Source organism: Microvirga sesbaniae, from assembly GCF_025460805.1.
Lineage (GTDB): Bacteria > Pseudomonadota > Alphaproteobacteria > Rhizobiales > Beijerinckiaceae > Microvirga > Microvirga sesbaniae.
Genome location: NZ_JAMXFJ010000007.1, coordinates 46,019 through 58,292, shown reverse-complemented (window position 1 = coordinate 58,292; position 12,274 = coordinate 46,019). Strand labels below are relative to the sequence as shown.

At 65.2% G+C, this 12,274-nt stretch carries 11 protein-coding genes; 4 read left to right on the top strand and 7 right to left on the bottom strand.

The window, feature by feature from the left end:
• Window positions 1-30 precede the first annotated feature (30 nt).
• From OCW50_RS12280 to OCW50_RS12265, 4 genes are all read left to right on the top strand, one after another.
• Complete coding sequence (locus OCW50_RS12280; RefSeq protein WP_262297714.1) at window positions 31-1,359, top strand: DUF1214 domain-containing protein; 1,329 nt, start codon at window positions 31-33, stop codon at window positions 1,357-1,359.
• Between the two features lie 66 nt (window positions 1,360-1,425).
• A complete protein-coding gene (locus OCW50_RS12275; RefSeq protein ID WP_262297713.1) occupies window positions 1,426-2,841 on the top strand; it encodes a DUF1254 domain-containing protein in 1,416 nt (471 codons plus the stop codon).
• Between the two features lie 183 nt (window positions 2,842-3,024).
• Window positions 3,025-3,381, top strand: a complete 357-nt coding sequence (locus tag OCW50_RS12270; RefSeq protein ID WP_262297712.1) for an ArsR/SmtB family transcription factor — start codon at window positions 3,025-3,027, stop codon at window positions 3,379-3,381.
• A complete protein-coding gene (locus OCW50_RS12265) occupies window positions 3,365-3,868 on the top strand; it encodes an SRPBCC family protein (RefSeq protein ID WP_262297711.1) in 504 nt (167 codons plus the stop codon). The genes OCW50_RS12270 and OCW50_RS12265 overlap by 17 nt, the downstream gene beginning before the upstream one ends.
• Before the next feature lie 498 nt (window positions 3,869-4,366).
• Here OCW50_RS12265 and OCW50_RS12260 read toward each other — a convergent pair whose 3' ends face one another.
• From OCW50_RS12260 to OCW50_RS12230, 7 genes are read right to left on the bottom strand one after another with little or no spacing between them, the layout of a single operon-like run.
• Window positions 4,367-5,785 carry a M20 family metallopeptidase gene (locus OCW50_RS12260; RefSeq protein WP_262297710.1) on the bottom strand — a complete coding sequence of 473 codons (1,419 nt, stop codon included), beginning with the start codon at window positions 5,783-5,785 and terminating at the stop codon, window positions 4,367-4,369.
• A gap of 47 nt (window positions 5,786-5,832) precedes the next feature.
• The gene (locus OCW50_RS12255; protein WP_262297709.1) at window positions 5,833-6,705 is read right to left on the bottom strand and encodes an alpha/beta hydrolase family protein; all 873 of its coding nucleotides are present in this window, start codon (window positions 6,703-6,705) and stop codon (window positions 5,833-5,835) included.
• A complete protein-coding gene (locus tag OCW50_RS12250) occupies window positions 6,702-7,706 on the bottom strand; it encodes an ABC transporter ATP-binding protein (RefSeq protein ID WP_262267749.1) in 1,005 nt (334 codons plus the stop codon). The genes OCW50_RS12255 and OCW50_RS12250 overlap by 4 nt, the downstream gene beginning before the upstream one ends.
• Window positions 7,703-8,686, bottom strand: a complete 984-nt coding sequence (locus OCW50_RS12245) for an ABC transporter ATP-binding protein (RefSeq protein ID WP_262297708.1) — start codon at window positions 8,684-8,686, stop codon at window positions 7,703-7,705. The genes OCW50_RS12250 and OCW50_RS12245 overlap by 4 nt, the downstream gene beginning before the upstream one ends.
• Window positions 8,683-9,591: an ABC transporter permease gene (locus OCW50_RS12240; RefSeq protein ID WP_262267751.1), complete on the bottom strand. Its 909-nt coding sequence runs from the start codon at window positions 9,589-9,591 to the stop codon at window positions 8,683-8,685. Before OCW50_RS12240 ends, OCW50_RS12245 begins: the two co-directional genes overlap by 4 nt.
• Window positions 9,588-10,565 carry an ABC transporter permease gene (locus OCW50_RS12235; protein WP_262297707.1) on the bottom strand — a complete coding sequence of 326 codons (978 nt, stop codon included), beginning with the start codon at window positions 10,563-10,565 and terminating at the stop codon, window positions 9,588-9,590. The genes OCW50_RS12240 and OCW50_RS12235 overlap by 4 nt, the downstream gene beginning before the upstream one ends.
• Window positions 10,566-10,607: 42 nt before the next feature.
• Window positions 10,608-12,218 (bottom strand): ABC transporter substrate-binding protein, encoded by a 1,611-nt coding sequence (locus tag OCW50_RS12230; RefSeq protein ID WP_262297706.1) that lies wholly within the window; start codon window positions 12,216-12,218, stop codon window positions 10,608-10,610.
• Window positions 12,219-12,274: the final 56 nt, after the last annotated feature.

Below are 12,274 nucleotides of genomic sequence, written 5' to 3'. Positions count from 1 at the left end.
GATTGAGCTCTGAAAGCAAGGAAGTTCGCGATGAAGCGCATGTCCGGAGCCGCCGTCGGAGTCCTTGCTTTACTTGCCCTCGGCGATCTCCCGGCGCCTGCGCAGGCTCAGCCTGCCGCGGTCTCCGACCAGGAGATCAGCGACGCCTACCTCTATCTGCTCGGCCGCCTGCTGGTGACCCGCCAGCAGCAGCTCGACTTCCAGGAGGGCTTCCAGTGGAATGATCTCCGGCACCGCAAGCCGGGAGCCGTCGACTGGCCCAACCCGAACCTCGACGTCGCCTATTCCGAGGCCTGGGTCGCCGTCGACGAGACCAGTTGCACGATCGTCACCGTGCCGAGGATCGACGACCGCTATTACACGGTGCAGTTTCTCAACGGCTGGGGCGAGACGCTGGCCAACATCAACGAGCGGCTCTTCCCCAAGCGGCCATCCGGTGACTTCGCCATCTGCCTTCAGGGGGCGCAAGTTGCGCTGCCGGCCGATGTCCAGCGCATCGACCTGCCGGTGAAATACTCGCGCGTGCTCGCCCGCATCGCACTGGGCGACGACTGGGCTCGGGCGGTCGCCTTGCAGCACCAGATCACGTTCCGGGTAACCGGAACCCCCAAGCTGCCGGACATCCCGAAGACGCCGGTCTTCGCGCTCGAGAACCTGCCTGGCGTCGAGGCCTTCGACGCAGCGGAGACGGCCCTCGACGGCGAGCCCGACCTCAATCCGGGTCTGGAGCCGTTGCAGGAGAAGGTTCGCGCCATCGCGAAGGCGATCCGGGATCCCGAGCAGCGGGCGCGGGTCGATCGGGCGATCCGCACGGTGGCCTTCGCCGACTTCGCCAGGGCCGGGCCGTCCATCGGGCACGGCACCATCCGCAACGGCTGGGCACGCCCCGCGGTAGTCGGTGCCTATAACATCGACTACCTGGCCCGCATCCTGATCAACTACGGGGGCATCTGGGCCAACATCGCCCCGGAGGTGATGTACTACCGGGCCAGCACCGATGGCGCCGGGTCGCCCCTGTCCGGCGACCATGCCTACACGATGACCTTCGCCAAGGAGCAGTTGCCGGCCAGTTTTGCGACCTATTTCTGGTCGGTGATCGCAGTCGACACCAGGCACTTCCGTGTCCTGCCCAACCCGCTCAACCGCTTCCTGATCAATGAGCAATCCAAGCCCGAGTATGGTCCGGACGGATCGTTGAAGCTCTACTTTGCGGCTGAGAAGCCCGCGGACGCGCCCGACGGCAACTGGCTGCCGACGCCGAAGGGATCGGTCTACCGCCTGACCTTTCGCTTCTACGGCCCGATCGGCGGCGTGGCGAACGGCACCTATTACCCACCGCCGATCCGGCGGGCGAACTAGGCAGGCGCAAGGAGCCCGCGAGGGTGCCGGCCACGAGGAACGGCGGCAGGGATGGGAGGGCGGCCAATGATCGATACGCGCGGCAAGGACACATCCCCGAACCGAGCGCGGGCCATGCCGTCCGGACCTGACGTCAGCGTCAGGATCACCGAGCCTTATGCCAGGATGGTCGCCCGCGACGCCTATTTCTGGGCATGGCCGCTGATCAACATCTACAACCGCCGCCTTGCCTTCCAGCAGGCCCCACGGGCTGGCCTCATGAACGGCGTGCTGCCCTTCGCGCCGCTCAACACCCTGTCGATGCTGCACGACTACATCGAGCCGGAGCAGCGCTGGGTCGCCTGCCCGAACCAGGACGTGGTCTACGGCGCCGCCATCGCGGCCCTCGACGAGACCCCTGTGGTGGTGCAGGCGCCGGATTTCGGCGAGCGGTTCTGGGTCTGCCAGGTGGTGGACCTGCGCACGGACGGGTTTGCCGAGCTTGGATCGATGTACGGCACGCAACCCGGCTTCTACCTGCTGGCACGAGCCGACTGGCAGGGCGAGGTGCCCAAGGGCATCGCCAAGGTGTTCCGGACCCAGACCGGAACGGCGTTCATCGTGCCGCGCGTGTTCCAGGACGACACGGCCGAGGACCGGCAGGCGGTGCAGGCCCTCATCGGCGGCATCGACCTCTACCCGCTGGCACAATTCGACGGGACGATGAAGCAGCGCGACTGGCGCCAGCTCCCGCGGCTCGGCTCGCCCACGGGCGACAGCGGGCAGGGTGAGACACGCTGGGTGTTCCCGGAGACCTTCTTCGACCAGCTGCCACTGGTCTTGAGGGATGCGCCGCCGCTGCCGGGCGAGGAGGCGCGCTATGCCCAGGTCATGGCCGTCATCGCTGCGGGCCAGAAGGATCCGGCCCTCAAGCAGGCGATGACCGACGAGGCGAAGAGGGCGGACATGGAGCTTGTCGGCCCACTGCTCCAGTTCCGCAACTGGGGCCAGCCACTGCCCCATCACTGGAGCTCGATCTCGAACAGCGCCGCCTTCGGCACCGACTACTTCACACGGACGGCGGTCGCGAAGTCGAACATTCTGGTCAACGCACCCCGCGAGACGAAGTACTACTACCAGGATCTCGACGCTTCCGGCGCTCGTCTCAACGGGGCCCGCCGCTACCTGGTGACGTTCGCCAAGGACCAGACGCCGCCGGTGGACGGGTTCTGGTCCTTGACCCTGTACGACGAACACCACTTCTTTGTGCCGAACGAGATCCGGCGGTACTCGCTGGGCACCAAGAACAAGTCACTGCAATCCAATCCGGACGGATCACTCACGATCGACGTACAGGCCGACCCGCCACCGGAATCCCGGCGCGGCAACTGGCTGCCCGCCCCGAAGGGATCCGACTTCACCCTGTACCTGCGGGCCTACTGGCCGAAGACCGCAATCCTCGACGGCTCATGGACACCGCCGGCGGTGCAGCGGGCTGGTTGAAAGTCGGTCCTGATGGGGGAAGGTCTGGACCTGGCACCACTCGGATGTAGACCCGAAGGTTGACCCGCAGCAGACGATCTTCTTTGCCGCCGTCGCGGTGCATGACCTCAAATGACTGGTCTATGGCAGGGAGAGTTCGGGACGCTTGCGCTTTCTGCGCGAGCAGGTTAGAAACTGAACGATATGGTTCAGTATGTAGATAATCATCTCGATCTCTCGTTTGCGGCGCTGTCCGATGCGACCCGCCGCGGGATCATCGATCAGCTTGGGCGAGCGGACGCGTCGATCACCAGTCTGGCGGAAACGTTCCAGATGACGCTGACCGGCATGAAGAAGCACGTCCAGGTTCTCGAGCGGGCGGGGCTCGTTGTCACGCAGAAGGTCGGACGGGTAAGAACTTGCAAGCTCGATCCACTCGGCCTCAAGGCGGAGGCCGAGTGGATCGAGGCACACCGCAAGCTCTTTGAGGCCCGCTTCGACGCATTGGACGAAATCATCAGCGAACTGAAACAGGAGGGAAGCGATGAACCGGCAAGCTAGCAGCGTAGGTGGTGCCCAAGACCGCACGTCAGTCGAGCGCCGAGGGGATCGCGAACTCGTCGTCACGCGGATATTCGATGCTCCGCCGATCACGGTTTACAGGGCGTGGAGCCAGCCGGAGCTGTTCCAGCGCTGGTGGATGCCAAAGTCGGTATCCGGCGTTTCGCTTCTGTCATGCACGATGGACGTTCGTACCGGCGGCCAGTATCGGCTGGAATTCGGCGCCGGCGGTTCGGACACCATGGCCTTCTATGGCAGGTATCTCGAGGTGGTCCCGAACGAGCGCATCGTCTGGACCAACGACGAGGACGAAGAGGGCGCGGTCACGACCGTGACCTTCGAGGACCACGGCGGGAAGACGTTGCTGACTTTCCACGAACTCTATCCATCCAAGGAGGCGCTCGAGGAAGCACTACAGGGCTCGGCGGCGGCAATGCCGGAGCAGCTGGAGCAGCTCGACGAGTTGCTTTCCGGCATGAGTGAGTAGCGCAGGCGGGAAAGCCGCCTCGGGGGAACTCTGCTCGTGGCACTCCTACGACGCAAGACCTTGGTCAGCTTTGGCCGGTCAGAGCTGACGTTCATTGAGCGCCCGGAATGTGAATGTCTGACCCAGAGCCGACTTCCAGAAAGCCCGGTTCCGAGCCGGTGAACGCACCCTCTGGCGGGCGGATCAAAAGCCCGGACAGCCCGGGTTCCGGTCGGTCATTTCGGCCCATGTTCCCGGGTTCGACAATCGGGCGAGGCGGTCGTCGAATCGGCGATCAGACGGAAGGGCATTGCGATCTCTCCTGAACGCTCTTCTGCAGGGCGTCGGGAGCAGTGCTCAGCTTTTCCCCGGTCCGATCCGACGAAACACAGCCTGCCCGCCGTCCGCGTTCGTGAGACCGTACGAATCCCGCACGCGAGGCCTCGGCTTCAATCCGTGCGGGATTCCCGATGATAGGGAGAGGGCAAGATTCGCCGCTCATGCGGCATCCGCGCCCAATCAGACCCGCGACATGTCCAAGGGGGGCTCGACCCCCTCACGAAGCGGGCTCACATATGGCGTTTCCCGTGTCCTCTGGGCGAGATCGGCCTTGGCGGCGTCTATCAAAGAGGGATCGGTGATCGCGGCCATCCCGGTGGCTGCCATGGCCTTGGCGACATGCACCATCGCCTTGTGTGCCGTCGGCATCTTGCCCTGGGCGACGACCTGCCATGTGTGAAACGGTGTGCCGATGGCGACCGTCGGCGCGTGCGCCTGGACGGTCGGCACCACCCAGCTCACGTCTCCGATATCGGTCGAACCGATCATCGGCTTGCGCGGCGAGTCGAGAGGCGTCAGGAAATCAGCCAGAGGGGCATCGGTCTTCGGCTGGCCGATGGCTCGGTAGACCGACGCAATCTCCTGGTCCGACAGGGTTGCGCGGATCTTGCGGGCAAAGTCACGGTCGGCCTCGTCGAAGGGCGGAGGCCCGAGTTCCTCCATGGCATCGTGCAGGGCATGTTCGAGCGGCGTGTTCCCGAGCGTGTTCGAGACGGCGCTGACGATGCGCATCTCGACGCTGGTTTCCGTCATGAGGGCGGCACCCTGGGCGATCCTGTGCACGCGCTCGACGAGGTCGAGCATACCCTGAAGGTCCATGGCACGGATCGAATAGCGCACGCGGGCATAGGCCTGCACCACGTTCGGCGCGATGCTACCCGTGTCGAGCAGGGCGTAATGCACGCGGGCGTCGGACGGCATGTGCTCGCGCATGTAGTTCACGCCGACATTCATCAACTCGACCGCATCGAGCGCGCTTCGCCCCAGATGGGGCGAAGCGGCCGCGTGAGCGGCTCGGCCCGTGAAGGCGAAGTCGGCGCGCGTGTTGGCGAGCGACAGCGCGGGCGCGACCTCCCAGAAACTGTAGGGATGCCATGATATCGCGATATCGGCGTCCTCGAAGGCGCCGGCGCGAACCATGAAGGCCTTGGCCGCGCCACCTTCCTCGGCCGGGCAGCCGTAATACCGGACGCGGCCCGGAATGCCCTTCTCCGCAAGCCAGTTCTTCAAGGCGATCGCGGCCAGCATGGCGCCCGAGCCAAGAAGGTTGTGACCGCATCCATGTCCATGGCCGCCGGGCTCGATGGGGCGATGCTCCGCAACGCCCGATTCCTGGCTGAGCCCCGGAAGCGCATCGTACTCACCGAGGAATGCGATGACCGGGCCGCCTTCGCCGGCTTCGCCGATGATTGCGGTCGGGATGCCCGCGACGCCCTCGGTGACACGAAAGCCCTGGTGGCGCAGTTCCGCGGCATGTTCGGCGGCCGAGCACACCTCGGTGTAGCAGACCTCCGGCATCCCCCAGATGCGGTCGCTCAAGGCAACGAGGCGGCTCTTCGCGGCATCCACGTGCTGCCAGATCTCATTTCGGACGTTCATGTCTTGCTCCAGAATCGGTCGTGGACGGTCGGCGAGGCGACGTTGCTCTACAAGGCGCCCACGTCAGCCGTGATCAGCTCTTCGGCGGGTGGAATGCGCCCTTCGAACCAGTAAGCGGCGGCCGCGCGGGACATGGCGGCACCGTCGTGGCCCACGCCTTCGACGCGGATCAGCTTCCATCGGAAGGGAAGCCCGAGGCGCTCGGCCTCGCGGCGGGCGAAATCGTAGACGAACTGTGCGCGCTCGTAGCGATGCGCCCCCTGCCTCAGGGCCTCCGCCTGCGCCGGCAGGTTCGGGTCGTCGGTGCTGATGTCCTGATCGCCCGCGAAGATGTGCATCGGATAGGCGAACCAGCGCGCCATGCCGGTTTCATCGAGGCCGAGGCCGCCGAGTCCTTCAGGGAAGCTGCGCTCCAGGGTCGGCAAGGTGTACCAGCCCGGATTGCCCGCGATGACGGCCTCGAAGGAGCCGTGGTCCTGCGTTGCGAGCATCCGGTGCGCGAACTGTCCTCCGGCCGAATGGCCGAAGAGCCGCGCCTTCGCGCGTCGCGTCACGCCGCCTTCCTGCAGGGCGGCCAGGACGCGGGCCGGAATGCCGTAGAGCCACTTCTCGACAGGACGCACGCTTCCGCCGTCCTGGATCACCAAGCCGTTGTTGTAGGATTCCGGTCCTGGAAAATGCGCGTCGGAGAAGGTGGGTGCGGCAATCAGGATGCGATGCTTCTCCGCGGCGGGAATCCAGAAATCCCGATACTCGTCGCCGTTGCGAAGCATGCCGTGCTGGACGATGACGACCGGATCGTCGGGGCCGTGGCCGGCCGGACGATAGACGTTCACCTCGATTGGCCTGTCAGGGTGATGCGGATCGACGAAGGGAAGCGAGCTGCGGCCGATGTCAGGGAGGAGCGTCGTTGTCGTCATGTGTTGTCCGAAGTGTGGAGATGGCAGGCTGCGCTGCGTCCGGGGGCGATCTCTTTCAGGGCCGGGCGAACGTCACGGCATAGTGCCATCGCGTGCTCGCAGCGAGGGTGGAACGGGCATCCGCCGGGCGGCGCCAGAGGGGAGGGCAGCTCGCCTTTGAGCGGCTGGAAAGCGCGCTTGCGCCGCGCCGTGGAGGGGCTCGCCGCAATGAGCGCGGCGCTGTAGGGATGGGCCGGTTCCGCGAAGATGGCCGAGGCCGGCCCGATCTCGACGATGCGCCCGAGATACATGACCGCGACGCGGTCGCTGATATGCCGGACGACCCCGAGATCGTGGCTGACGAACAGATAGGTCAGGCCATGCTTCTCGCGAATGTCCATGAACAGGTTGATGACCTGGGCCTGAATCGAGACGTCCAGCGCGGAAACCGGCTCGTCGCAGACCAGGAACCCGGGCTTCACGGCGAGCGCGCGGGCGATGCCGATACGCTGGCGCTGTCCGCCGGAGAACTGATGCGGATAACGGTTGCGATAAGCGGCATCGAGGCCGACTTCGGTCAAAGCCTTGTCGACGGCGGCGTCGATATCCCTCTTCGGCAGCAGGCCGTGAACCCGCAAGGCCTCTCCGACAATGGTGCGCACCTGCATTCGCGGATTGAGCGATGCATAGGGGTCCTGAAACACCATCTGGACCTTGAGCAGATAATCCAGCCGGTCCTTGCCGCGCAGGTCCGCGACGCGCCGTCCTTCGTAAATGATGTCTCCGGCGGTGGGTTTCGTGATTCCGGTCGCGGCCCGCGCCAGCGTGGACTTTCCGCAGCCGGACTCGCCGACGAGGCCGAGCACCTCGCCCCGCTCGACGCTGAGATCGACCCCATCGACCGCTTTGAGCACGGGAGGCAGCGGGGCGCTTCCGGTTGCCGCCAGAATGCGCTGGGCGATGGTTGCCTTGCCGCGAAAATACTTTGTGACGCCGCGCAGCTCGAAGAAGGGTTGAGTCATGGAGCATGGCCTTCGGGCACGGGATTGTGGCAGCGATAGCTCCGCCCGCTGCTCATGACCTGCGGCGGGGGATCGATCTGCGTGCAGGCCGGCATGGCGCGCTCGCACCGCGGACGGAACGGGCATCCACTCGGGCGCGCGTCGATGCTGGGCGCGGCACCGTTGATCTGCCTCAGTCGCTCGCCGGGAGCGACCATCGCGGCCGAGGAGCCGAGCAGGCCGAGCGTGTAGGGATGGCGAGGACGATCAAGTACGTCGTCGACGGTTCCCGTCTCGACGATCCGCCCGGCATACATGACGGCGACCCGGTCGGCGAGCTCGGCGACGACGGCGAGATCGTGCGTGATCCACAGGACCGCCGTGCCGGTCTCCCGGCTGAGCTTCTGAACTTCGAACAGGATCTGGCTCTGAATCGTGACGTCCAGCGCCGTCGTCGGCTCATCGGCGATGATCAGGTCGGGCCTGTTCAGAAGGGCGGTGGCAATCGCCACGCGCTGGCGCATGCCGCCTGAAAACTCGTGCGGATACTGCTTCAAACGCGTCCCGGGAGAGGAAATGCCGACCCGGGACAAGGCTCGGGACGCCTCTTCGAGGGCCTCCTGCATGCTGCACGGGCGGTGCTCCTGGATCGCCTCGCACATCTGCTCGCCGATGGTGAGGACCGGGTTGAGGGTCATCAGCGGATCCTGGAAGATCATCGCGATGCGGTCGCCCCGCAGACCGCGCAGGCGTTCCTCGGTCGCCTGGCGCAAATCCTCTCCCTTGAACAGGATGTCGCCGGAAACGATCTCGCCGGGGGCGTCGATCAGTTGGACCAGGGAGAACCCGGTCACCGACTTCCCGGAGCCAGACTCGCCCACGAGTCCGACGATCTCGCCGGGCTGCACCACGAGATCGACGCCGTCGACGGCCGGCCATGCCCCGGCAAGATCGTGAAAGACGGTTCTCAGTCCACGCACTTCGAGCAGCGGGGAGGTCATTGGCCCCTCACATTGAAGCTGCGGCGCAGGCGCTCGCCCACGAGGTTGAGCGACATGATCAAGAGCACGAGAGCGATGCCCGGGAAGGCCGCGATCCAGTATTCACCCGAGAGCAGGAACTCGAATCCGTTGGCGATCAGAAGGCCGAGGGACGGCTGCGTCACCGGAACGCCGACTCCCAGAAAGGACAGGGTGGCTTCCAGCGTGATCGCGCCCGCGATGCTGATCGTCGAGACGACGAGGACGGCGCTGATGGAGTTCGGCAGGAGATGAGTCAGCATGATGTGGCGGGTCGGCAGGCCGAAATTGACTGCGGCTTCGATATATTCCTTGCGCCGCTCGACGAGGGCCGCCGCGCGCATAAGGCGGGCATATTGCGCCCATTGCACCAGAATGATGGCGATGATCACCTTGTCGACGCCGCGCCCGATCGAGGCGAGGAGCACGAGGGCGATCAGGATCGACGGGAAGCCGAGCATGAAGTCGACGACTCGCATGATCGCCGCATCGATGGCTCCGCCGAATTGGGCCGCGACGAGCCCCGCGAGAATGCCGATGGCGAGCGCGCCGGCGGTCGATGTGAGGCCGACCAGAAGGCTGGTCCGCAGACCGTAGAGAATGGCGCTGAGCATGTCGCGGCCCTGCGCGTCGGTGCCGAGCCAGTAGGTGATGCCGCTCATCCCCTGCGCTCCAGGCTCGAGGCGGTTGTCCATCACGCTCAGCGACGCGAGGTCGTGCGGGTTCTGCGGTGCGATGAAGGGAGCCAGCAGCGCGAGCAGCAGGAGGATCCCCAGAAGGATGACCGCGCCTCGCGTCGTCGGGCGGCTCTTGATCCGGCGCAGGACCTTGTGGCGCAGCGCCGTGTCGGCGCCGGCCGTCACGGCCGCCGTCTTTGAAGCGGTCATGCCATTTCTCCCGTCAGCTTCACGCGGGGATCGAGTGCCGCGTAGAGAATGTCGACGAGGAAGTTCACGGCGACGAAGAGGAACGTTGCGAGCATCACATAGGCGACGACCAAGGGGCGGTCGAGCTGGTAGATGCTGTCGATGAGGAGCTTGCCCATGCCCGGCCAGGCGAACACGGTCTCGGTGATGGTCGAGAAGGCCACGAGGCTCCCGAATTCCATGCCGGCCACCGTCACGACCGGAATGAGGATGTTGCGCAGCACGTGCCGCCCGACGATGCGCTTGCGGCGCACGCCCTTGGCGCGGGCATATTTCACGTAATCCTGCGTCATCGCTTCCGTGGTGCCCGCCGCCACGAGGCGGATCATCAAGGCCATGTTCGGAATGGCGAGGTTCAGGGCAGGCAGGGCGAGATGCTTCAGGCCATCGAGGGTCAGCAGGCTCGTCGGGATGCCGAGAACGGAAACCGTCTCGCCGCGTCCCGCCGTCGGCAGCCAGCCGAGGAAGACGCTGAAGAGCAGGATGAGCATCATGCCCTTCCAGAAGCTCGGAAGGGAGAAGCCGAGGATCGTTCCGGCCATGATGGCGCGGCTCGGACGGCTCTCGGGATTGAGCCCGGCCAAGAGACCGAGCGGAATGCCGATGACTGCGGCAAGGCTCATGGCCAGGAGGACGAGCTCGAAGGTGGCCGGCAGCCGCGCCAGGATCAGGTCGACCGCCGGGACCCCATGGACGAAGGAGAAGCCGAGATCGCCTTTCAGGGCCTTGCCCAGGAAGCCGAGATATTGCTGCCAGACCGGCAGATCGAGCCCGAGGCGCTGGATCATGGCCGTGCGCTCGGCGGCGCTGACCTGTGGCGGAACCAGGAGCTCGATCGGGTCTCCGATGCCATAGACGGCGAGGAAGACCACGATGGAAACCGCGAGCAGAACCAGGGCGCTCTGGATCAGACGTTGCAGGATGTAGGCCGTCATGGGAGGCGTTCCGATCTGCTCGCGGCTTCGTTCACGGCTTGCTCACTTGGCGGGCTTGACCTGCATGGCCATCGTGAACTGGTCCGCGCGGCCGACGTAGTTCAGGTTCGCCTTGTAGGCCCAAATGGTGCTCTCGAAATGCAGCGGGATGAATGCGCCGCCTTCGATGGCTTTCGTTCCGGCCTGCTTGAGAAGCTCGGACCGCTTGGCATCGTCCAGGGTGGTGATCGCCGTGCGGATCAGCTTGTCGAATTCCGGATCGGCATAGCCGCCGTAATTCGAGCCGCCGATGGTCTTCGATTCATCCGGGGTCGCGGCCCACTGCTTCAGGAAGGACGAAGCCTCGCCGCTCGTGGAGCCCCAGCCGCCGAGCGCCACGCTGAATTCCTTCTTGGCGCGACGCGGGAAGTAGATGGCGCGGGCCATGGCGTCCACTTCGGAGCGGATGCCGACCTGCGTGAGGTACTGGGCAACGGCCTGCGTGATCTGGCTGTCGTTGATGTAGCGGTCGTTGGTCGTCGAGAGCGTGACCTGGAAGCCGTTCGGATAGCCGGCCTCCGCCAGGAGCTTCTTGGCCGCGGCCGGATCGTAGGCGAGCTTCGGCGGGTTCTCCAGCGCGCCGAACATGCCGTTGGGCAGGAACTGATAGGCCGGCTCGGCGGCCCCGTCCATGATGCGCTTGATGATGGCGTCGCGGTCGATGGCGAGCGACATCGCCTTGCGCACGCGCGCATCCTTCAGCGGGTTCTTGCCGTTCTCCGCCTTCACGAACGGGCTCGGCTCGCGCTCCACGTCGAGCTGGAAGTAGATGACGCGGGTCGAGGGCGTGATCACATGGCCGAAGCGCTTGTCGTCCTTGATGCGGGACACGTCGCGCGCAGCCGGGTTCTCGATCACGTCGTAGTCGCCGGCGAGCAGACCCGCCAGGCGCGGGCCGGCATTGGGAACCGGGACGAAGGTCACGCTGGCCCAAGGCTCCGCCGGGCCCCGGTACTTTTCGTTGCGTTCGAGCTCGACGCTCGTCCCCTTGGTGTAGCTCTTGAACTTGTAGGGGCCGGTGCCAATGGCGAGCTTGCCATCGTTGAAGTCGCCGACGACGGGCCATGCTCCGGTTACGCCGCAGTTCTTCGCGACATCGAAGGTCAGCTTGTCATGCGGAAGAATGGACGAGCTCAGGATGGCGAGGCCGGACAGGAAGTTCGGCAGCAGGGGATCCGGTGCCTTGGTGGTGATGACGATGGTGTGCGGATCGGGCGCCTCGACGGCCGTGAAGTTGCCCGTGATGTCGGCGAACGAGCCCGCGATCGCCGTCTCGTTCTTCAGGGTGCGGCAGAAGCTGAAGATCACGTCGTCGGCGGTGAAGGGCTGGCCGTTGGAGAACGTTACGCCTTGGCGGAGCTTGAAGGTCCAACGATTCTGTCCGTCGTTCTCCCAGGACGTCGCAAGGTTGGGCAGAACTTTCTGCTTCTCGTCCTGCTTGGTCAATCCGTCGAAGATATGAGCCGCCAGGGCATTGTTCGGCGTCAGATCATGATAGTGTGGATCGATGGCGGTCGGCTCCGAGCTGAGCGCGATCTTGAGGGACTGCGCCCATGCGGGAGCACTGAGCAGGCAGGTGCTGGCGACGAAGGCAAATAACAGTTGACGGCGCATGGAATGTCTCTCCGGTTCCCTTGGTGGCTGCTTTTTTGACAGATTTATTTTCTCAG

What these genes read in the sequence shown, in the direction of transcription:
- OCW50_RS12280 (WP_262297714.1), top strand. Translation starts at nt 31, where the DNA reads ATGAAGCGCATGTCCGGAGCCGCCGTCGGAGTCCTTGCTTTACTTGCC.
- OCW50_RS12275 (WP_262297713.1), top strand. Translation starts at nt 1,426, where the DNA reads ATGATCGATACGCGCGGCAAGGACACATCCCCGAACCGAGCGCGGGCC.
- OCW50_RS12270 (WP_262297712.1), top strand. Translation starts at nt 3,025, where the DNA reads ATGGTTCAGTATGTAGATAATCATCTCGATCTCTCGTTTGCGGCGCTG.
- OCW50_RS12265 (WP_262297711.1), top strand. Translation starts at nt 3,365, where the DNA reads ATGAACCGGCAAGCTAGCAGCGTAGGTGGTGCCCAAGACCGCACGTCA.
- OCW50_RS12260 (WP_262297710.1), bottom strand. Translation starts at nt 5,785, where the DNA reads ATGAACGTCCGAAATGAGATCTGGCAGCACGTGGATGCCGCGAAGAGC.
- OCW50_RS12255 (WP_262297709.1), bottom strand. Translation starts at nt 6,705, where the DNA reads ATGACGACAACGACGCTCCTCCCTGACATCGGCCGCAGCTCGCTTCCC.
- OCW50_RS12250 (WP_262267749.1), bottom strand. Translation starts at nt 7,706, where the DNA reads ATGACTCAACCCTTCTTCGAGCTGCGCGGCGTCACAAAGTATTTTCGC.
- OCW50_RS12245 (WP_262297708.1), bottom strand. Translation starts at nt 8,686, where the DNA reads ATGACCTCCCCGCTGCTCGAAGTGCGTGGACTGAGAACCGTCTTTCAC.
- OCW50_RS12240 (WP_262267751.1), bottom strand. Translation starts at nt 9,591, where the DNA reads ATGACCGCTTCAAAGACGGCGGCCGTGACGGCCGGCGCCGACACGGCG.
- OCW50_RS12235 (WP_262297707.1), bottom strand. Translation starts at nt 10,565, where the DNA reads ATGACGGCCTACATCCTGCAACGTCTGATCCAGAGCGCCCTGGTTCTG.
- OCW50_RS12230 (WP_262297706.1), bottom strand. Translation starts at nt 12,218, where the DNA reads ATGCGCCGTCAACTGTTATTTGCCTTCGTCGCCAGCACCTGCCTGCTC.